This window comes from Skermanella sp., from assembly GCF_059503625.1.
This window is the reverse complement of the sequence record NZ_JCACHA010000561.1, coordinates 1-20,487: the sequence shown is the minus strand read 5'-3', so window position 1 is coordinate 20,487 and position 20,487 is coordinate 1. Positions and strand designations below refer to the sequence as shown.

Annotated in this window: 17 protein-coding genes; 8 read left to right on the top strand and 9 right to left on the bottom strand. The window is 65.5% G+C overall.

Annotation, left to right across the window (positions count from 1 at the left end):
* Positions 1-67: 67 nt before the first annotated feature.
* The 3 genes from AC5JJ6_RS12440 to AC5JJ6_RS12430 all read right to left on the bottom strand — a co-directional run bounded on the left by AC5JJ6_RS12440 (position 68) and on the right by AC5JJ6_RS12430 (position 3,104).
* Positions 68-793 carry a M48 family metallopeptidase gene (locus AC5JJ6_RS12440; protein ID WP_496042340.1) on the bottom strand — a complete coding sequence of 242 codons (726 nt, stop codon included), beginning with the start codon at positions 791-793 and terminating at the stop codon, positions 68-70.
* On the bottom strand, positions 790-1,995 hold the full coding sequence (locus AC5JJ6_RS12435; protein WP_496042339.1) for a multidrug effflux MFS transporter: 1,206 nt from the start codon (positions 1,993-1,995) through the stop codon (positions 790-792). The genes AC5JJ6_RS12440 and AC5JJ6_RS12435 overlap by 4 nt, the downstream gene beginning before the upstream one ends.
* A 71-nt stretch (positions 1,996-2,066) precedes the next feature.
* Positions 2,067-3,104, bottom strand: a complete 1,038-nt coding sequence (locus AC5JJ6_RS12430) for a sensor histidine kinase (protein ID WP_496042338.1) — start codon at positions 3,102-3,104, stop codon at positions 2,067-2,069.
* A 752-nt stretch (positions 3,105-3,856) separates the two neighbouring features.
* On the opposite strand from AC5JJ6_RS12430, the gene AC5JJ6_RS12425 reads away from it, so the two are divergent.
* The gene (locus AC5JJ6_RS12425) at positions 3,857-4,888 is read left to right on the top strand and encodes a chemotaxis protein CheB (protein WP_496042337.1); all 1,032 of its coding nucleotides are present in this window, start codon (positions 3,857-3,859) and stop codon (positions 4,886-4,888) included.
* Positions 4,889-4,968: 80 nt separating this feature from the next.
* Here the strand turns inward: AC5JJ6_RS12425 and AC5JJ6_RS12420 are convergent, their stop codons facing one another.
* Positions 4,969-7,254 carry a CheR family methyltransferase gene (locus AC5JJ6_RS12420; protein WP_496042336.1) on the bottom strand — a complete coding sequence of 762 codons (2,286 nt, stop codon included), beginning with the start codon at positions 7,252-7,254 and terminating at the stop codon, positions 4,969-4,971.
* Between the two features lie 541 nt (positions 7,255-7,795).
* On the opposite strand from AC5JJ6_RS12420, the gene glpK reads away from it, so the two are divergent.
* The 5 genes from glpK (at position 7,796) to AC5JJ6_RS12395 (ending at position 13,767) form a co-directional block, all read left to right on the top strand.
* A complete protein-coding gene (glpK, locus tag AC5JJ6_RS12415; RefSeq protein ID WP_496042335.1) occupies positions 7,796-9,295 on the top strand; it encodes a glycerol kinase GlpK in 1,500 nt (499 codons plus the stop codon).
* 128 nt (positions 9,296-9,423) lie between these two features.
* On the top strand, positions 9,424-10,749 hold the full coding sequence (gene ugpB / locus AC5JJ6_RS12410) for a sn-glycerol-3-phosphate ABC transporter substrate-binding protein UgpB (RefSeq protein ID WP_496042334.1): 1,326 nt from the start codon (positions 9,424-9,426) through the stop codon (positions 10,747-10,749).
* A 200-nt stretch (positions 10,750-10,949) separates the two neighbouring features.
* Positions 10,950-11,834, top strand: a complete 885-nt coding sequence (gene ugpA, locus AC5JJ6_RS12405; protein WP_496042333.1) for a sn-glycerol-3-phosphate ABC transporter permease UgpA — start codon at positions 10,950-10,952, stop codon at positions 11,832-11,834.
* Positions 11,831-12,676, top strand: coding sequence for a sn-glycerol-3-phosphate ABC transporter permease UgpE (gene ugpE / locus AC5JJ6_RS12400; protein ID WP_496042332.1), 846 nt, complete (start codon positions 11,831-11,833; stop codon positions 12,674-12,676). Before ugpA ends, ugpE begins: the two co-directional genes overlap by 4 nt.
* Positions 12,677-12,681: 5 nt before the next feature.
* Entirely contained in the window at positions 12,682-13,767 is a 1,086-nt protein-coding gene (locus tag AC5JJ6_RS12395; RefSeq protein WP_496042331.1) for a sn-glycerol-3-phosphate import ATP-binding protein UgpC, read from the top strand.
* A gap of 527 nt (positions 13,768-14,294) precedes the next feature.
* Here AC5JJ6_RS12395 and AC5JJ6_RS12390 read toward each other — a convergent pair.
* The 5 genes from AC5JJ6_RS12390 to AC5JJ6_RS12370 all read right to left on the bottom strand — a co-directional run bounded on the left by AC5JJ6_RS12390 (position 14,295) and on the right by AC5JJ6_RS12370 (position 18,362).
* On the bottom strand, positions 14,295-15,560 hold the full coding sequence (locus tag AC5JJ6_RS12390; protein ID WP_496042330.1) for a polyhydroxyalkanoate depolymerase: 1,266 nt from the start codon (positions 15,558-15,560) through the stop codon (positions 14,295-14,297).
* Between the two features lie 416 nt (positions 15,561-15,976).
* Positions 15,977-16,759: a sulfite exporter TauE/SafE family protein gene (locus tag AC5JJ6_RS12385; RefSeq protein WP_496042329.1), complete on the bottom strand. Its 783-nt coding sequence runs from the start codon at positions 16,757-16,759 to the stop codon at positions 15,977-15,979.
* Positions 16,760-16,857: 98 nt separating this feature from the next.
* Positions 16,858-17,538, bottom strand: a complete 681-nt coding sequence (locus AC5JJ6_RS12380; RefSeq protein WP_496042328.1) for a rhomboid family intramembrane serine protease — start codon at positions 17,536-17,538, stop codon at positions 16,858-16,860.
* Positions 17,539-17,659: 121 nt separating this feature from the next.
* The gene (locus AC5JJ6_RS12375; RefSeq protein ID WP_496042327.1) at positions 17,660-17,800 is read right to left on the bottom strand and encodes a hypothetical protein; all 141 of its coding nucleotides are present in this window, start codon (positions 17,798-17,800) and stop codon (positions 17,660-17,662) included.
* 100 nt (positions 17,801-17,900) lie between these two features.
* On the bottom strand, positions 17,901-18,362 hold the full coding sequence (locus tag AC5JJ6_RS12370) for an MgtC/SapB family protein (RefSeq protein ID WP_496042326.1): 462 nt from the start codon (positions 18,360-18,362) through the stop codon (positions 17,901-17,903).
* 117 nt (positions 18,363-18,479) lie between these two features.
* Here AC5JJ6_RS12370 and AC5JJ6_RS12365 point away from each other — a divergent pair, with 117 nt between their 5' ends.
* Positions 18,480-20,099 carry a sulfatase-like hydrolase/transferase gene (locus AC5JJ6_RS12365; protein WP_496042325.1) on the top strand — a complete coding sequence of 540 codons (1,620 nt, stop codon included), beginning with the start codon at positions 18,480-18,482 and terminating at the stop codon, positions 20,097-20,099.
* A gap of 63 nt (positions 20,100-20,162) precedes the next feature.
* Positions 20,163-20,487: GNAT family N-acetyltransferase (locus AC5JJ6_RS12360; RefSeq protein ID WP_496042324.1), on the top strand; the 325-nt coding region annotated here is incomplete at its 3' end.

Here is a 20,487-nt window from a genome sequence, read left to right as displayed (position 1 = left end):
CGGGTACGCTTCGACGCGCCGAGTTTACAGGCAAGCGCCGCCGGAATGCCACCTCATCCGAACCGGCTCATCCGAACCGGAGCAGCCGGGCGCCGTTGGCCCGGAGCCAGGCGCGGGGCGCTTCCACCTCGGGCGTCAGGGTGGCGACCAGCGCCCAGAAACGGGCGCTGTGGTTCATTTCCCGCAGATGGGCGACCTCGTGGGCCACGACGTAGTCGAACACCGGTTCCGGCGTCAGGATCAGCCGCCACGAAAAGGACAGCCGGCCGCTCGAAGCGCAGCTTCCCCAGCGGCTTCGGGTGTCGCGCACGGTGACGGCGGCGACCTTCTTGCCGATGGTGGCGGCCTTGATCCGCGCCCGCCGCGCCAGTTCGTCGCGGGACTCACTTATCAGGCAGTCGCGCACCCGGCGGGCGACGAATTCCGGCTCGCCGCCGACCCGGATCTCCCCGGACGAACGGTGCGCCGCCCCCCGGAAGCCGGCGGCATGCCGGATCACATGGTCGACCCCCAGCACCGGCACCACGGCGCCGACGGCGAACGGCATGCGCGGCGGCATCGCGTCCAGCCGCGTCCTGATCCACTCGGCATGGCGGGTGACGAAGCGCGCCGCCTCCGACTCGCTGACGCCGACCGGCACCACGACTTGAATAACGTCGCGTCCGGGATCGACCCGCAGCGTCAGCCGGCTGGCCCGGGCGCTCTCGCGCAGTTCCAGGGCGTCGTGCGGCAGTCCGGCGACCGCCAGCGGACGCGGCGGCCGGGCGGCGGCCGGTTTGCCGATCATGTTCATTCGCCGGCCTCCACCCGCTTGCGGCGGCACCAGACCAGACGCCACCAGAGCCCGTAGCCGATCAGCGCGAAGCAGAGCAGCGCCGAGGCGGGCGGCGTCACCGTCCCGTCATGCAGCCGGGCCACGGCGATGCTGCCGACAGCTCCCACGCCCATCTGCATGAAGCCCATCAGGGCGGAAGCCGATCCGGCGATGCGCGGAAAAGGGCTCAGCGCACCCGCCATGGAATTGGGCAGCGAAATGCCGATTCCCATCGTCCACAGCGCCATCGGCCCCAATACGCTGGCGACCGTGACGATATGGACAAGGCTGAGCGCCAGCATCAGCGACGATCCGGCCAGCAGCAGGAAGGCGCTGGCGAAGATCAGGCGGTCCAGCCCGAGCCGGCCGACCAGCCGGTTCGCGATCACGCCGCCGGCCAGGTATGCGGCGACCGTGATGCTCATCGACCAGCCGTACTGCTCCGGCGTCAGCCCGGCCAGCCCCATCAGGACGAAGGGAGCCGCGGCGTGGAAGGTGAACAGTCCTCCGAGCGAGACGGCGCCGACCGCCATGTAGCCGATATAGGCCGGGTTGCGCACCAGTTCGGCGAAGCTGGAGACGATCCGCCCGGGCACCAGCGCCTTGGGATCGGGCGCGCGGTTGGTTTCCGGCATGAAGAACGCGATCGTCAGCAGCAGCGCCAGCCCGGCGGCGCCGAGTGCGGCGAAGATGGCGTGCCAGTCGAACAATATCTGAAGATAGCCGCCGATCACCGGCCCGACCGCCGGAGCCACCGAGAGCGACATGCCGATGACCGAGAGCACGCGGGCGGCCTGATCGCGGGCGTACAGGTCGCGCACCATGGCGCGGCCCAGCGTGGCGCCGGCGGCGGCGCCCAGCGCCTGGACCAGCCGGGCGGCGATCAGCGACTCGATGCTTTGCGCCAGCCCGCACGCCGCCGTCCCGGCGATGAAGACGACAAGCCCCAGCATCAGCACCGGGCGTCGTCCGAAGCGGTCGGACAGCGGACCGTAGAACAGCTGACCGACCGCGAAGCCGATCAGATAGATGCTCAGCGTCGCCTGGACCATGCCGGGTTCCGCCCCCAGCGCATGGGCTATGGCCGGCATGGAAGGGGTATACATGGACATGGTAAGCGCGCCGAGCGCGGTGATGGCGGCCACCAGCGGCGTCATGGCGGAAGGACTGAATTTCGACATGGGAGACGTTATAGGGGCGGATGCCGGTTTTGCCAAACCCCGCCGGACCTTTCCCGATCCAACCGCGCTGGTTATTTCGGCAGCGTCAGCGTGAAGCGCGCGCCGGCCTGACGGCCGGTGTCGAAGGTCGCCCCCAGTTGCTCGACCATGGCGGCGACGACCTGGAGACCCAGGCCTTCGGCCTGATGGATGTCGAAACCGGGAGGAAGGCCGCGTCCGTCGTCCGCGACGGTCAGTTCCAGCGCACCCTGCGGATTGCGCCGGAACTGCACCCAGACGCTGCCGGGCTTGCCGCCGAAGGCGTGGCGGAACGCGTTGGTGATGAGTTCCGTCGTGATCAGCGCCAGCGGGATGGCGTAGTCCGGCGGCAGTTCGACCGGTTCGGCCTCCACCAGCAGGGCACGGCGGCGTTCGCTGACGCCCAGCGTCGCCCCCAGGAAAGTGCAGATCTCCTCCAGATACTCGTCGAAGCGTACGGCCTCGGCATTGTTGCGGGCGTACAGCAGGCTGTGGACCTGGGCTATCGCCTGGATCCTCATGCCCGCCGTCTGAAGGACCTGACGCGCCCTCATGTCGGCCTGCTTGCCCGCTTGGATGCGCAGCAGGCTCAGGACCATCTGAAGGCTGTTCTTGACGCGGTGATCGACCTCGCGGATCAGCAGGTCCTTCCGCTGGATCAGGGCGTCGCGCTCGGCCAGCGCCTTGGTCAGGCTGGCCGTCCTTTCCTCCACCAGTTCTTCGAGATGAGTGTTGGCCTCGCGGAGGGCGGTATTCGACGCTTCCAGTTCCTCGGCGGTTACCTGCAATTCCTCATTGAGCAGCGAGACCTCTTCTTCCAGGACGGATGCCGGCTGCGGCGGCCGGCCTTCGGTCAGAGCCTCTTTCAGGAGATTAGGGCCGTTCAGCGCAAGAAGCTGGCGCAAACGGGCGTTCTCTCTGGACAGGCTTGTCGAGCGCTCCTGCAATTGAGCGTTCTCCTCGGCCAGATTGCCGATCGACTGTTCGGAATCCTCAAGCGCCATGCGAAGCTGCTCGCACTCCTGCTCGCTAGCGACCAGCCGGCTATAAAGTTCTTCCAACCGTTCTGGCTGCTGTTGAGAAGCATGCATGAAAATCAAAACTCCATAGTGTAACTTTTGAAACTCTGGAGCAGAAAATTACCTTAATACACTTGAATATTAAGTTCAAATATTATCAAGATGCTTGGCCATACCCGAGAAATCTGCGTAATACGTTAGCCCTGTCTTCCGCTTCCCGCCATGATTTTTCCCATCTTTCGGCAGAGTAAATTTGTCCGCCGGCTCTTGACGTCTCGGCCATACGGCGGCACAGTTCCGCACGTTCGATCAATGTACGAAGCGCGACCACGAGGGCGTTCCGCATCTGCTCGACTTGACCCGGATCCACGTCGGCGGCATCGAGGCGATGGCCGGCATTGCAGGCCTGGGATTGCTGGGAGGCTCCCCCCGGTTCCCGAGCGGGACCGCCGCAGTCCGGACAGGTCAATGAAACTGGATGGTCGAGTTTGAACATCTCTGACAAAGCGATTTGCTCTCCGTCTTGCCGCGGGTCGGCTGTTGCGGCTTCGGTGCATAAACCGCACCGCCGATAGTGCTTGGCCGCTTATGATAAGGCCGGCGCAGCGGCGGAACGAAGTCAAATGCACAGGCGAAGCACAAGCCCAAAACGGCGGCGGTCAGAGCGCTTTAAGGGCACTGCTTCAATAGCAACCGTCGAGGCTGCGCTAAAGTTCCCGCCGGTGCCGCTTTCGGCGATGCTATGGGACTAATCGGTCCACCCGGTGTTCATTCCAGGACAGGGACCTGAACAAAAGCGCCGCCCGGCGGGAAAGTTGGATGCCATGCAGCACGCCAAAAGCCAGGATATCTTCGTGGTCGCCGCATCCGCCGGAGGCGTGACGGCGCTCCAGACCCTGTGCAAGGGCCTTCCCGGAGACCTGAACGCCAGCATCTTCATCGTTCAGCACATCAGCCCGGCGTCCCGCAGCATGCTGCCGGCCATCCTCGACCGCGTCTCGGCGCTGCCGGTAAGCAGCCCGCAGGAGGGAGAGGAGATCCGCGCCGGCCATATCTACGTGGCTCCGCCGGATCGCCACATGCTGGTCAAGCGTGGCCATATGCTGATCCGCCGCGGCCCCAAGGAGAACAGGACACGCCCGGCGGCCGATCCGCTGTTCCGTTCGGCGGCGGTATCCTACGGGTCCCGCGTCGTCGGAATGGTGCTGACCGGCACGCTCGACGACGGAACCGCCGGGTTGCTGGCGGTCAAGCGCTGCGGCGGCGTCGCCATCGTCCAGGACCCGAACGACGCGGCATGGCCGGACATGCCGCGCCACGCGATGCAGAAGGTCGCCGTCGACTTCTGCCTGCCCGTGGACGAAATGTCATCTCTGGTCGCGCGGCTGAGCCGGCAACGGGCGGGACCGGCGGTTCCCATTCCCGAAGAAATCGAACTGGAAGCGGATATCGCCGAGCAGGAGATGATAGCGATGATCGAGGAAAACAGCGGCAACTCCGTCTCGGGAAAGCCGTCCATGCTGACCTGCCCGGACTGCGGCGGCTCCCTGATGGAGGTCCAGGACGGTCCGCTGCTGCGGTTCCGCTGCCATGTCGGACACGCCTACAGCCCCGCCACCCTGGTCGAAGCCCAGGGCGAGGCGTTCGAGCAGGCCCTGTGGATGGCGCTCCGCACCCACAACGAGCGCATCAAGCTGTTCACCAGGATGAAGGAGAGCGCCGAAGCGCAGGGCAAGCTCCATACGGCCGCCAAATGGTCGGAAGCCATCAGCGAGGCGCAGGGCCATGTCGATCTGCTGCGGGCCATCCTGACGAAGCACACACCGTCCAGCGGCGAAGCGTCCCTGCCGGATTGACGCCAACGGCATTGAAGCTTGACCGGTAAGTTCCGGCATCTAACGCTCCAGCCCCGGTCGATCTTTCCGGCTCCCGGGTGTCAGTCCGCGCTGCGCGCCTCGTCTCCGCGTTCTTCCGGCATGTTCTGGACGACCTTGCCAAGCTGGCTCCTCTCGGTCGTGTCATGGACGATCGCGACGATGATCGGCGGGTTCTCATGCTTCAGGTACTGCATGCAGATCTCGGCCGGGTAGGAGCCGTCCACATCGGCGCCAAGGACCGTCTCGAATACCAGTTCCTGCTTCTTTCCATCCATCAGCGGCGCCAGGAAGGCCCGCAGGTCCTCTTCCGGCACCAGCGGCATGACGTCCATCAGCGTGGTTTCCCGGATGCGGTCTACAGTCCTGCCCAGCTTCCGCTGAGCGCCCTCGTTGACTTCCCTGAAGCGGAGCGTATCGGCGTCCAGGAAGTAGACCTCGTTCATCAGGCCGGCGACGATGCGGCCGAGATAGGCGCTGAAGGCCTCCGAGCGGCGCAGGTCGGTCAGGTCCTCGATGATCAGCACGGTGCCGCGGGCGTCCTGCGGGCTGTACAGCAGCGGCAGCAGGAGCACCCGGAAATCCAGCATCCTTCCGCGCCGGTCGAGTGCCTTGAACTCGACGAAGGTCTGCCGGTTCTCGCCGTTGAGCACGCGCTGGATATCGGCGGTCAGCTTGAGCACCGGAAGCCCGATATCGACGCTGGCAAGCCGTTCGCCAATCACCTCCTCGCTCCGCAGCCCCCAGGTGTTCTCGCTCCAGCGGTTCCACGACCGCACCTTCATCTCGTGATCGAGCACGATGACGCCGGTATCCATGCTGCGCAGCACTGCCTCGGCATAGGAGCGGTACTCGGCCGCCTCGTCCGACTGGCGCCGCATCTCGTCGTTCATGGATTCGAGCTGCTCGTTGGTCGAGCGGAGTTCCTCGTTGGTCGTCTCCAGTTCCTCGTTGGTCGACTGAAGCTCCTCGTTGGTGGTCTCCAGCTCCTCGTTGGTCGATTGAAGCTCCTCGTTGGTCGTCTCCAGTTCCTCGTTCGCCGACTGAAGCTCCTCGACCGTCGTCTCCAGCGTTTCCTGCGTCGTTTCCAGCTCCATCTGAAGATGATGGGCGCGCGTGGTGTCGTTGAAACCCAGCAATGTCGCCATCAGCTTGCCGTCGTCGCCATGGATCGGCGTGATGTCGATGGTCAGCCAGACCGGTTCGGCCGGCGGGCGGTGGTAGTTCTGGTTCTCCAGTCGGAGTGGCCGGTTGATTGCCTGGACCTCCTCGATCCGGCTGCGCAGTTCGGCCGGACGGTATGAGACCGGCAGGTCCTGGAACGGCTTGCCGATATCCGCCGCCCCCACTTCCAGAAGCCGCCGCGCCATGGCGTTGGCGAGCATCACCTGACCATCCAGCCCCACCGCGATGTAGGCGGTGGCACTGCCGTCCACGATGGCCTCCAGCAGGCGCATCTGGCTGTTCTTGTAGTTCGTGGTGGTGCTGGGCGAGGCGCTCAGCGTGCCGCCCCGGCTGCGCTGCCATTCCAGCGGAACCTTGCGGAACAGCCGGCTCTTGAGATCGACCTGTTCGAACTGCTTGGACCGGGCAAGCTGGGTCTCGGCCTTGCCAAGGAACAGGATGCCGCCGGGGTTGAGCGCGTAATGGAGCCTGGGCAGCACGGTGTTCTGGGTCGGTGAGTCCAGGTAGATCAGGAGGTTGCGGCAAATCAGCAGGTCGATCCGGGAAATCGGCGCGTCGCTGACGATGTTGTGACGGCCGAAGATGACGCATTTCCGCAAATCGCGGTGGAAGACATAGTGGCCGTTGACATGCTCGAAATATTTGGCGAGCAGGTCGGGCGGGACGCCTTCGACTTCGCGCGCCGTATACGCGGCGTTCCGCGCCGCGCGCAACGCCGCCTCGTCGAGGTCGTTGGCATAGACCTTGACGTTGTTGCAGAACCACTCGACCCCCATCGCTTCGGCGAACAGCATCGCGGCCGAATAGGGCTCCTGCCCCGAGGCGCAGCCGACGCTCCAGATCCGGATCGGCTGGCCTTCCTTCTTGCGCTCGATGATCTGCGGGATGATATCCCGGCTCAGCACGGTCCATGGGTCGGTGTCGCGGAAGAAGGACGTGACGTTGATCAGCACCGTATCGAGCAGGTCGGAGAATTCCTGCGCATTGGCGTCCACATAGGCACGGTAGGTCGCGAAGTCCGGACAGCCGACCTCCTCCATCCGCTGCCGGATGCGCCGCCGCAGGCTGGTCCGCTTATACCCCCGGAAATCGAGCTTGCGGGTCTGCTGAAGGTGCTGGATCAGACCCTCCAGTTCGGGATCCGATACTTTTTCGTCTGCCATCGTGGCCTCGGTTACGGCGTAAGGGCGGGAGTGTAGCGCAGGCGGTTCTCCGCACGAAAGGAAAGGGTTGCGGAAAATGGCTGCCGACGGCTCCCGTCGTGGCGCCAGGAAAACGCTGTAATTCCGGATTGTTTTTCCACCCTAACGATATTCAACCGGAAAGGGGTGATCAAAGTTGCGCCGTATTTTTCACTTTTTGCATTTATTCATTTTGGCTCTTGCGACACCGGCTTCGACCGAAAATGCCTACAAGGACATCCTCCGCGAGTTCGGATGCCCTGCCTTGAGAACTGGAAAGGAACACGGATGGACACGGATTTCCCACGGATGGACACGGAACAGTCATGCTCGCGGGTCACTTCAATCTTGTAAGCTACCAGCGTTATCCGTGTTTATCCGTGGGAAATCCGTGTCCATCCGTCTTCCTGTCCCGTTACGAAACATCCGCTCCGCGGCCGGTTGACACCCTGCGGCCAACTCCGCCAGAGTCGGCGGCAACAAGCTTCGGCCAAGACGAAAAAATGCGAAGGGGGAGGGAATCATGGCGGCGACTCCGGTCCATGTGCTGGCGATCGACCAGGGGACGACATCGACCAGGGCGATCGTGTTCGACCGCGACGGACTGCCGGTCGCGACTGCCCAGCGGGAGCTGCGGCAGTTCTATCCCCATGACGGCTGGGTCGAGCACGACCTGGAAGACATCTGGCGCGACACCACCGTCGTCTGCCGCGCCGCCCTCGAGGAAGCCGGCCTGACCGCCTCCGCCATCTCCGCCATCGGCATCACCAACCAGCGCGAGACCACCGCCCTGTGGGACCGCCGCACGGGAGAGCCGCTGCACAACGCCATCGTCTGGCAGGACCGGCGCACGGCTGACGTCTGCCGCCGTCTCCATGGCGACGGCGCCGAACCGCTGGTGGCGGAGCGCACCGGCCTGCTGATCGATCCCTACTTCTCCGCGACCAAGCTGGGCTGGCTGCTCGACCACCTGCCCGGCGCCCGCCAGCGCGCCGAGCGGGGCGAGCTGTGCTTCGGCACGATCGACAGCTTCCTGCTGTTCCGCCTGACCGGCGGCAAGGTCCATGCGACCGACGCCAGCAACGCGTCGCGGACGCTGCTGTTCGACATCCACAGACAGGACTGGGACGACGACCTGCTGCGCCTGTTCGACATCCCCCGGGCGCTCCTGCCGGAGGTGAAGGACAACAGCACGCTTTTCGGCACTTCCGAGCCGGAGTTCCTGGGAGCCCCCCTGCCGATCACCGGCATGGCCGGCGACCAGCAGGCCGCCACCGTCGGGCAGGCCTGCTTCGAACCCGGCATGATCAAGAGCACCTACGGCACCGGCTGTTTCGCCCTGCTCAACCTTGGCGACAAGCCGGTAAGCTCGGCCAACCGGCTGCTGACCACGACAGCCTACCGCCTGAACGGCAAGCCGACCTACGCGGTCGAAGGCTCGATCTTCGTCGCCGGCGCCGCCGTCCAATGGCTGCGCGACGGCCTTCGCGTCATCGCCGATGCTGCGGCGTCGGAACGCCACGCCAACGACCTGCCCGACACCCAGGGCGTCTACATGGTGCCGGCCTTCACCGGCCTCGGCGCCCCGCATTGGGACCCGGACGCGCGCGGCGCTCTGCTCGGGCTGACGCGCGACACCGGCGTCAGCCACATCGTCCGCGCGGCGCTGGAGGCGGTCTGCTACCAGACCCGCGACCTGATGGAATGCATGGCCGCCGACGGCGGCACCCGGCCCAGCGCGCTCCGGGTCGACGGCGGCATGGTCAGGAACGACTGGCTGATGCAGTTCCTCGCCGACATCCTGGAATTGCCGGTCGAGCGGCCGATCGTTACCGAAACCACCGCGCTGGGAGCAGCCTACCTCGCCGGCCTCCATACCGGGGTGTACGCCTCCCTCGACAGCGTCGCGGCGGCTTGGCACCGCGAACGGCTGTTCGAGCCGGCCATGGCCCCGGCGGACCGTACCCGTCTCTACGAAGGCTGGCGCCGCGCGGTCCGGCGCGTGAGAAGCGATGTGGCGTAACCCGTTAAAAAAGCTTAGAGTACGCACCAACCGGCGGATGGTCATCGAAGCTTAACGCTGCTGTCACGGCGGAGTCATTGCGGGTCGCTAACCATGACCCCGATCCGCAAATCAGGGAGACGAGACAAATGCACCGCATTCACGCGACGCTCGCCGCATCGGCGTTCGCCCTAGTCGCCATGGCGGGCGCCACGGCGGTTCCGGCCCAGGCCCAGACCGAGATCCAGTGGTGGCACGCGATGGCCGGCGCCAACAACGAGACGGTCGAGAACCTCGCGAAGGAATTCAACGCCACCCAGAGCGACTACAAGGTCGTCCCCGTCTACAAGGGAACCTACCCGGAAACCCTGAACGCCGGCATCGCCGCCTTCCGCGCCCGCCAGCCGCCCCACATCATCCAGGTCTTCGACGTCGGCACCGGCGTCATGATGGGAGCGAAGAGCGCCATCAAGCCGATCGCCGACGTGATGAAGGAAGGCGGCCAGAGCTTCAACAAGTCGGACTATCTCTCCGGCATCGTCTCGTATTACAGCGCCGCCGACGGCACGATGCTGTCGTTCCCGTTCAACAGCTCCTCGCCTGTGCTGTACTACAACAAGGCCAGCTTCCGGAAAGCCGGGCTCGACCCTGAGACCCCGCCGAAGACCTGGCCCGAGACCTTCGAGTTCGCCAAGAAGATCAAGGCGTCCGGCCAGTCCTGCGGCATGACCAGCACGTGGCTGACCTGGATCCACCTGGAGAACTTCAGCGCCTGGAACAATCTGCCCTACGCCACCGATCAGAACGGCCTCAACAGCCTGACGCCCGAACTGAAGATCAACGGTCCGCTCAACATCCGGCACTTCCAGACGCTGGCCGAACTCCAGAAGGACGGCACCTTCCAGTACGGCGGCCGTACGTCGGAAGCCAAGGCCAAATTCCTCAACAGCGAATGCGCCATGATGCCGGAATCGTCCGGCGGCATCGGCGACATGGTCAAGGCCGGCATGGATTTCGGCATCGGCTCCCTGCCCTACTACCCGGAAGCCGCCGGCGCACCGCAGAACACGATCCCCGGCGGCGCGTCGCTCTGGGTCTTCGCCGGCAAGCCGGCGGCCGACTACAAGGGCGTCGCCCAGTTCTTCAGCTTCCTGTCCAAGACCGACGTCCAGGCCCGCCTGCATCAGGTGTCGGGCTACCTGCCGGCCACCATGGCCGCCTATGAGCAGTCGAAGAAGGACGGCTTCTACGAGAAGAACCCCGGCCGCGAGATCCCGATCAAGCAGATGATGGGCAAGGAGCCGACCGAGAACTCCAAGGGCGTCCGCACCGTCAATCTTCCCCAGGTCCGCGACATCCAGAACGAGGAGATCGAGGCCCTGCTGAACGGCCAGCAGGACGCCAAGACGGCTCTCGACAACGCGGTCCGCCGGTCCAACGCGGCGATCAAGGAAGCGGCGAAGGCGTATCAATAACCGGCCATCGGAGGGGAGCAACGCTCCTCTCCAGCATGCCGTTCAGTTGCGGCTGGGAGATACCAAGATCAAGTCTTGGTATGACGGTTTGCAGCTTTTTAGCATGGCTACAACGGTGATTACGTCATACCAAGACTTGATCTTGGTATCTCCTTTCCATCACTCCGCACAACAGCTCCCCCTCCCCCCACGGGACCTTCATGAACCGTCGCGTCGTCTTTCCCAATAAACTCCTGCCCTACCTGCTCCTGGCGCCGCAGATCGCCATCACCCTGGTCTTCTTCTTCTGGCCCGCCTTCCAGGCCGTCCGCCAGTCCCTCTACCGCGACGATCCGTTCGGGTTCAGCAGCCGCTTCGTCGGGCTGGACAACTTCGAAATGGTCCTGTCCGATCCCGCCTACATCAACTCGCTCCAGGTCACCGTCGTCTTCAGCCTGTCGGTCGCGGTCGTGGCGCTGGTCGCCGCCCTCGTGCTCGCCGTGATGGCCGACCGAGTGGTCGCCGGCAAGGGCATCTACCGCACGCTGCTGATCTGGCCCTACGCCGTGGCGCCTGCTATCGCTGGCATGCTCTGGCTGTTCCTGTTCAGCCCGGCGATGGGGACGCTGGCGGTGATGCTGCGCGACTTAGGGATCGACTGGAACCCGCTGCTGAAGGGCGATCAGGCGATGGCGATGGTCGTGGGGGCCGCCGCCTGGAAGCAGATCAGCTACAACTTCCTGTTCTTCCTGGCGGGCCTCCAGGCGATCCCGAAATCGCTGATCGAAGCGGCGGCCATCGACGGCGCCGGCCCGGCGCGCCGGTTCTGGACCATCGTCTTTCCGCTGCTGTCGCCGACGACCTTCTTCCTGCTGGTGGTCAACACCGTCTACGCCTTCTTCGACACCTTCGGCATCATCCATGCCGTCACCGGCGGCGGCCCCGGCAAATCGACCGAGACGCTGGTCTACAAGGTCTACAACGACGGCTTCGTGAACCTGAACCTGGGCGCATCCTCCGCCCAGTCCGTCATCCTGATGGTCATCGTCATCGCGCTGACGGTCATCCAATTCAAATATGTCGAGCGCCGGGTCCACTACGCATGATCGAGCGCAGACCGCTGGGCGCCTTGCTCGCCCATTTCATCCTGATCGTCGGCATCGTCATCGTCGCCTTCCCGATCTACTACACCTTCGTCGCCTCCACCCTGACGACGCAGCAGATCATGGCCCCGCCCATGCCGCTGGTGCCGGGCGGCCACTTCGTCGAGAACTACGGCGGCGCCTTCGCCGGGGTCGCGACCATCGGCGGCGTCGGCGTCGACCGCCTGCTGCTGAACACGCTGGTCGTGGCGCTCGCGATTGCGTGCGGAAAGATCGTGATCTCGATCCTGTCCGCCTTCGCGATCGTGTTCTTCAGCTTTCCCGGCCGCATGCTGTTCTTCTGGATGATCTTTATCACGCTGATGCTGCCGGTCGAGGTCCGCATCCTGCCGACATATCAGGTCATCGTCGATCTAGGATTGATCGACACCTATACCGGGCTGACGCTGCCGCTGATGGCATCGGCCACGGCGACGTTCCTGTTCCGCCAGTTCTTCCTGACGATCCCGGACGAACTGGTGGAAGCGGCGCGGATCGACGGCGCCGGCCCGATGCGGTTCTTCCGCGATATCCTGCTGCCGCTGTCCTACACGAACATCGCGGCGCTGTTCGTCATCCTGTTCATCTACGGCTGGACCCAGTACCTGTGGCCGCTGCTGATCACCAACGACAACAACATGAACACGATCATCATCGGCTTGCGGAAGATGATCTCGTTCGTCGATGCGGACACGCAATGGAACCTGATCATGGCGATCACGATCCTTGCCATGCTGCCGCCGATTGCCGTCGTGGTCTTCATGCAGCGCTGGTTCGTCAAGGGCCTGGTCGAAACGGAGAAGTGAAGTACATGGCTGAAGTCGGTATCCGCGGCGTTCGGAAGACCTATCCGGGCGGGTTCGAAGCGATCAAGGGGATCGACTGCGCCGTCGGCGACGGCGAGTTCCTGGTCATGCTCGGGCCGTCGGGCTGCGGCAAGTCCACCCTGCTGCGCATGGTCGCCGGGCTGGAAACCATCAGCGGCGGCGAGGTTTCCATCGGCGGCCGCGTCGTCAACGATCTGGAGCCGAAGGACCGGGACATCGCCATGGTGTTCCAGAACTACGCGCTCTACCCCCACATGACCGTCTACGACAACATGGCCTACGGCCTGAAGATACGCGGCGATTCCAAGTCGGAGATCGAAAGCAAGGTCCACAAGGCCGCCGATATCCTGGAACTCCGCCCCTTCCTGAAACGCCGGCCGCGCCAGCTTTCCGGCGGCCAGCGCCAGCGCGTCGCCATGGGCCGCGCCATCGTGCGCGAACCGGCGGTCTTCCTGTTCGACGAGCCGCTGTCCAACCTGGACGCCAAGCTCCGGACCCAGATGCGGGTGGAGATCCACCGGCTCCAGGACCGCCTCGGCATCACCAGCCTCTACGTCACCCACGATCAGGTCGAGGCGATGACGCTGGCCGACCGCATGATGGTGATGAACGGCGGCATCGCCGAGCAGATCGGCACCCCGATGGAGGTCTACCACCGCCCCGCCAGCACCTTCGTCGCCGGCTTCATCGGCTCCCCCGCCATGAACTTCCTCCCCGCCGTCCTGACCGCCGAAGGCGTCGAACTGCAGGGCGGCCACAAGGTCCCGCTCTCCAACGGCACTGGCGGCAATGGCACTGGCAGCGCCGGCCGCGACGTCACGCTGGGCATCCGCCCCGAGCACCTGACGCACGAGACCGGCCAGGGCATCGGCGACATCGCCGTCCAGGTCGAACTGGTCGAGGCCCTTGGCGCCGACACTGTGGTCCACGCCCGCCTAGCCTCCAGCGGCGATCCCCTGCTGGCCCGCCTGCCCGGCAGCGCCCAAGTGAAGACCGGCGACACCCTCCACTTCGCGATCACTCCCGGCGAAGTCCACCTGTTCGACCGCGAAAGCGGGCGGAGGCTGTGAGCGGCCGGGCAAGCTGACGCCCACCCAACTTTCATAAAGATTACCGGCACCGACTACCGCGCTGCATGCGATCAGAGGGCTTCACAGGCCGATCGAATTTAGCTAGATTGAAGGAGTGGGGGAGATGCTCTGAACACCTCCCCCTGACTCCGTCAGAGGTTCAGGCCGATCTCGATTTCAATCTCGATCGTCTGTCCCTTCCAGCGGAGCCGGAATGTCCATCTTAGCATGGACTCCCTCCTCCAGTTGTCTCGGTGGGGTGGATTATCCACTCCACCGGACACTTGAGAGAATAGTGCAGCGGTCTACGTCGCGATAAGTGAAACCTGCATGCTGCGGCATGCTGTACCAGATGCCCCACGTCAGCGACTTAACTTGGCACGCGGGATTTCGCTCCCGTCAAAACCTGTCGCGAAGCGATAAGGCATTCCGTCAAACCCAAAAACGCGTCGGGCGCCGCGACCCCGGAAGGAGAGCGGCGCCCCGCCCGAAACCTCCAAGCCGAGTCTTACAGTCCGGCTCCGCGTCTACTCCGCCGCGACCGACGGCGCCACCGGCGCCTGGAAGCGGCCGGACGTGTCGTGGGTCAGGATGAAGTCGCGCACGCGCGGCAGGATCTGTTCGCGCCACCGGCGGCCGTTGAAGATGCCGTAGTGCCCGACGCCCTTCTGGAAGTGGTCGCCGCGCTTTTCGGCCGACAGGCCGGAGACGATCTGGTGCGCCGCCCGCGTCTGACCGGGAGCGGAGATGTCGTCCAGCTCGCCTTCGACCGTCAGCATGGCGGTGTGCCGGATGGCCGAGGGATCGACCTTCTGGCCCTGCCATTCCATCGTGCCGGTCGGCAGCGCCCGGCGCTGGAACACGGTGGAGACGGTTTGCAGATAGAACTCCGCCGGCAGGTCCATGACCGAGAGATACTCGTCATAGAATTTCCGGTGCTGCTCGGCGCTGTCGCCGTCGCCCTTGACCAGATGCTGGAACATCTTCATGTGCTCGCCGACGTGGCGGTCGAGGTTCATCGACATGAAGCCGGTGAGCTGGATGAAGCCGGGATAGACCTGCCGCATGCCGCCGGGATGGTATGCCGGCACCGTCTGGATGACGTTGCGCTCGAACCAGCTCAGCGGCTTGTCCACGGCCAGCTGCGTCACGACGGTCGGCGCCGCCGCCGTGTCGATCGGGCCACCCATCAGGATCATGCTGGCGGGCTGGTTGGGATCGTTGTTCTGGGCCATCAGCGAAATGGCGGCCAACACCGGGACCGTCGGCTGGCAGACCGCGATTACGTGGGTATGCGGCCCAAGATGCCCCATGAACTCGATCAGGTAGCTGATGTAGTCGTCCAGGTCGAACTTGCCGCGCGCCAGCGGGATCTTGCGGGCGTCGAGCCAGTCCGTGAGGTAGACGTCATGTTCGGGCAGCAGCGCCTGGACCGTGCCGCGCAGCAGCGTGGCGTGGTGCCCGGACATCGGCGCCACCAGAAGCACCGGCGGATGCACCTTGTCGGTCGCCCGCTCGAAATGGATCAGGTCGCAGAACGGCTTGCGGAGCACGGGCACTTCCCGGACCGCCACCTCCACGCCGTCGACCTTGGTCGTGGGCAACCCGAATTCCGGCTTCGCGAAGCGCCGTGTCGTACGCTCGACCAGTTCGGCGCCAGCGGCGATGGTGCGCCCTACGCGGGTGTACGAAGCAGGAAGAAACGGGTTCTGAAACGCAGTCTGGGTAGCTTCCGCCATCAGGCGCAGAGGGTACCAAGCAGCGTGTTGGAGATCGTAAAGCTGGTAGAGCAAGATTCCCCTCACATACACCGTTTGAATTGACGCCACGACATTCAGCCGACCGACAGTTGACTGCGTCACGGTCCTGCGACTTATCGCCGCTTACCTGTACGAACAGCTTGATGTAGCAATTGTTTCATAGTCGTAAATAGTGAACTTTAGAACTATTGTTACCCTGCTCACACACATCGTACAGGGCGGGGGCAGAAAATTGCGTCACGCAACGCCGAGGCGCAACAAAAAAGTTCGTTTTCCGCCGGGTCTTAATGCCGCATCGCCGCAAGGCAACCATGCGGGTACCCGAACAGGCACGCAGCGGTCTTGTCACAAACCCGCGAGTGGCTATGCCTTCGGTATGGGTCGGGCGCGAAGGAGTGCGGCAGGTGCGGCGAAACGCCGTCAGGCAGGTAGCAAGTCCGTCCAGGCCGTCAACCGACCAGACGCCACGCCATATAGCCCAGCACGCCGGCGTTCACCGCCATGACGAGCGGAGCCACCCTGGACATCACGCCGCGAAAGCTGCGGCCGGCGGCGTGGCCGGCAAGGCCGACCGTCAGCAGGCTCGGGATCGTTCCGGCGGCGAAAGCGGCCATTCCCAGCGCTCCGGAAACCGGGTTGCCGCTGGCCGACGCCACCGCGACCGCGCCATAGAGCAAGCCGCACGGGATGAAGCCCAGCGCCAGCCCCAGCGCATAGCCGCGCCAGCCGGTCGGGCTGCCGAACAGCGGCTTGGCTAAGCCGCTGACCCGCTCGGCCCAGCGCCGTTGCGCCCGCGCGGCGAAGCCGGGGGCTTGCGTCTGCGGCAGGTGGCGCATCAGCCCGCCGACCGCGTAGCTCAGGAAGAACAGCGCCGCAAACACCAGCAGCGCCACCGAGATCCAGCGCAGGCCGGGCAGGCTGGCGGCGCCGCCGGCCAGCAGAGCGCCCATGCCGCCGATCGCGGCATAGGTCGTTGCGCGCCCGAAATGATACGGCAGGACCACAGCGCCGGCCAGCCGGTGAAGTTCCGTCATGCGGCTGACGGGAACGCCTTCCAGCCGCGTCGCGACCTGGGCCAGCACGAAGGGACCGCACATGCCGGCGCAGTGCGACCAGCCTCCCACCAGCCCCGCCATGAACAGGCTGCCGAACAGCCCGCCGTCGCGCGCCACGTCCAGGCTGCATTGTTGCAGACCCGTTTCGATCAGCGTCAGTACCGTGTGCTGGTCCATGCCCGTCCTCGACCCCATTCCCGGCGGAAACCGGGGCAAGCCCCCTTGAGTCCACCGGCGATGTTGAAGCACACCGGCGCGCACGGCCATGATGTATGTCAAGACGGGGATGTCGGCGGGGCCCCTTCCCCAGGCCGCGCGAACGGCAGCGCCAGGATCGTTCCGGATACGAAACCACCGAGATGCGACAGCCAAGCCACGGTTTCTTCCGCATCGCCGGACATTGCGTCGGCCAGTTGCACGCCGACCCAGCCCGCGACCGCCGCGTACAGCGATACCGGCAGCACGATGCGCCGCCGCCCCAGCGGCAGGCTCAGCCTTGTTCTCGGATGAAGCACGAGGGCGGCGGCGAGCACGCCGGAAATCGCGCCGCTGGCTCCCACGACAGGGTCCAGCGATCCGGGATCGGACAGGATCTGCGCTCCGGCTCCGGCGAGGCCGCACAGCAGGTAGAACACGATGAACCGCAGGTGGCCCATCGCTCCCTCGACCCCGTCGCCCAGCAGCCAGAGCAGCATCATGTTGCCGGCCAGATGCCAGAAATCCGCATGGAGGAACATGGCCGACAGCAGGCTGAACGCGGTGCCCAAGGTCGGAATCGCGTTCGGCAGGACGCGGTCGCCCGTGACGACAGCCGGGATCATCGAAAACCCCAGCAGCATGTCCCACCGCGCCGATTCGCCCAGAAGCGCCTGGACCGCAAAGACAAGCGTGCAGAGGCCGACGATCGCAAGGGTCACGCGGGGCAGAAACCCCGGCGGCGCTCTTCCTGAACTCACGATGATATCACGCCGCCATGCCCCTCCGGCCATCCCGCCCGAACAATATGGCGAGAGAGCCAGCGATTTGCCATGGGCCGGCGGACCGCCCTCAGCCGGACCGCCCTCAGCCGGACTGCCCTCAGCCGGACAGCGGCAGGACGATCCCGGAATCGACGCGCTGAGGCGGCGTCACCGGCTTGGGCGTCGGCCAGAACCAGTAGATGGCGGCAACGACGATCGCCAATTTGACGAGCGCGGCGAACAGGATTTTGATGAGCATCGATTTCTCCGGTATCGCCGGAAGCTCGCAAACCCCATGAACCGCCGCATTGATCCTTATCAAGAACGGCCACCCGACCGGACGTCCGGCCCCTCTGATTTCACGGGCGGTTGCCCCGGAACAGCCATTTCTCGACGAAATGCATTCCCGTCAGCACCACGATGGCGAACGCCGTGGCTAGCAGGGCCAGCGTGTGCAGCCCGGCGCCGGCGGCGACGCCGATGGCGCTGCACAGCCAGATGTTGACGGCCGTGGTCAGGCCGTGGACATCGCCCCGCGACTGGATGATGACCCCGGCGCAGATGAAGCCGATCGCCTGCGCCAGTCCCTGCACGATCCGCAACGGGTCCATGTCGGTGTGACCGGCCGCCTTCAGGGTCTCGAAGATCTCCAGCGTCACCAGGGTCGTGGCCGCCGAACTGAGCGCCACCAGCATATGGGTCCGCAATCCGGCCGACTTGCCCCGGACCTCTCGGTCCAGGCCCAGCACCATTCCGAAGGCGCAGGCAAGCGCCAGCCGCAGCGCCATTTCCCCAACCGGTGTGATCGTATGAAAGTCCATCGTCCTCCGGATCGTCCGCCGATCCGCCTTTCGCGCGGATTTGACTAAAGCCGGCGCCAAGCTAGTCTTCATGCCGATTTCTCTGAAGCATTTTCCCGAAGCCGCAGGTGGCGCCGCGTGTCAGGAACGATCAGATCGATTGCCGTGTTCCTGCTCGCCTGGATCTGGCTTGGGCTTGTGACCGGCCTGCCCAATTGGGCCGGGAACCTGCTGGGACCGGATCACCTGCGGCCTTCCGCCGAGATCGCCATCCTGTTCGGTTTGCTGGCGCTGGCGGCGGCATTCGGGGTCCGGGCCGGCCGGCACGTCACGATCCCCCTGACCGCGCTCGTCATGACCGTCGCGGCGTTCCGCCTGGCCGATCTCGCCAGCAACACGCTGATCGGACGGCCGGTCAACCTGTCGCTCGACCTGATGCTGCTTCCGGCCATCCTGGAAGTCCTGACGGGGTCCGCCTCCCGGCTGGAACTGGCGCTGGCCCTCGTCGCGGTGCCGGTGGCGCTGGCCGTCCTGTTCGCGCTGAACCTGGGAGCGGTCGCCGCGGCGTCCCGTTTCCTGGAAAAGCGGCTCCACCGGCGGATTTTCGCCGGGACGGCGGCGGCGATGGCGATGCTCAGCCTCGGCGGCGCCCGCGCCTTCGCGCCGCTGGACCAGGGCGCCGCGGCGCTTCTCGCCGCCCAGGCGAGGGAGGCGATGCAGGCCTCGGCGCTGCGGGCGGACAATCTCGGCCGGTTCCGGCAGGACCCCTTCGCCGGGACGCCGGACGATGCCCTGCTGGCCCATCTGGGGCGGCGCGACGTGTACGTCATGTTCTTCGAATCCTACGGCGAGACCGTCCTGACCAATCCCCAGTACCGCGCCGTGGTCGAGCCGACCCTCAAGGGGTTTCAGTCGGCCCTGGCCGAACACGGCTTCGGCGTGCGCTCCGGCCTGATGGAATCGCCGATCCAGGGCGGCCAGTCCTGGCTGGCCCACGGCACCTTCATGAGCGGCGCCCGGCTGGGCGACCAGGGACTCTACAACCTGATGCTGACCAGCGGCCGGCAGTCGCTGGCCCGCTATTTCGGCCGCGCCGGCTACCGCACCCTGGCCGTGATGCCCGCCCTCAGCCGCCCCTGGCCGGAAGGCGAGTTCTGGGGCTTCGACAGGATCTGGCGGACCGAGGACATGGGCTATGCAGGCCCCCATTTCGGCTGGGCCGCGATCCCGGACCAGTACACGCTGGACTTCATCCACCGTCAGGAGAAACGCCGGCGCGACCGGCCGCTCTTCATCGAATACGCGCTGATCAGCAGCCATGGCCCGTGGGAGCCGCTGCCGCCGCTGCTCGACGACTGGGAAAGCCTAGGCGACGGCGAAGTCTACAAGACAGCCCCCCTTCCCCCAGCCACCGCCTCCTCCCGCTATCAGCCGATGTGGAGCGACATCACGCGGAAATACGTCGATTCCGTCGACTACACGCTGAAGGCCTTGCAGGGATACCTGACGCGCTACGTCACCGACGACTCCCTGATCGTCATCCTGGGCGACCACCAGCCGGCCCCGCTGATCACCGGGGAGGGCGCGTCCCGCTCCGTGCCCGTCCACATCGTCAGCCGCGACCCCGAACTGCTCGCCCCGTTCGAGGACTGGGGCTTCATCCCCGGCATGGTGCCCAGGACAGGCCCCGCCACTATGCCGATGGAAGCCTTCCGCGACCGCTTCCTGGCCGCCTTCAGCGCCCGCGAGGCGGGCTGACCGGCGCGCCTCGGCCTTGCACGGTCTTGCCCGCCCGGGCCGCCGTGGAGTAAACCGTCGGTCATGTCCGACCAACCCGCCTATACCTCATACGGCCCATCCGACATGGACCGCTTCCTGCTGCTGTTCCGGCACGCCTTCGCCTCCACCGCGGCCGGGACGCGCCACTATGTCGAGACGGTCGGGCCTGAGAACTTCCGGGTGATGCGGCGGAACGGGTCCGCCGTGGCCGGGCTGGGCCTGCTCGACATGAAGCAGTATTTCGGCGGGCGCGCCGTCCGGTGCCGGGGCATCTCCGCCGTCATGGTCGAGCCGGGCGAGCGCGGACGCGGCACGGGCGGCCGCATGATGGCGGCGGGCAGAAGGGGCGGAGCATGGCCGAGCGGCA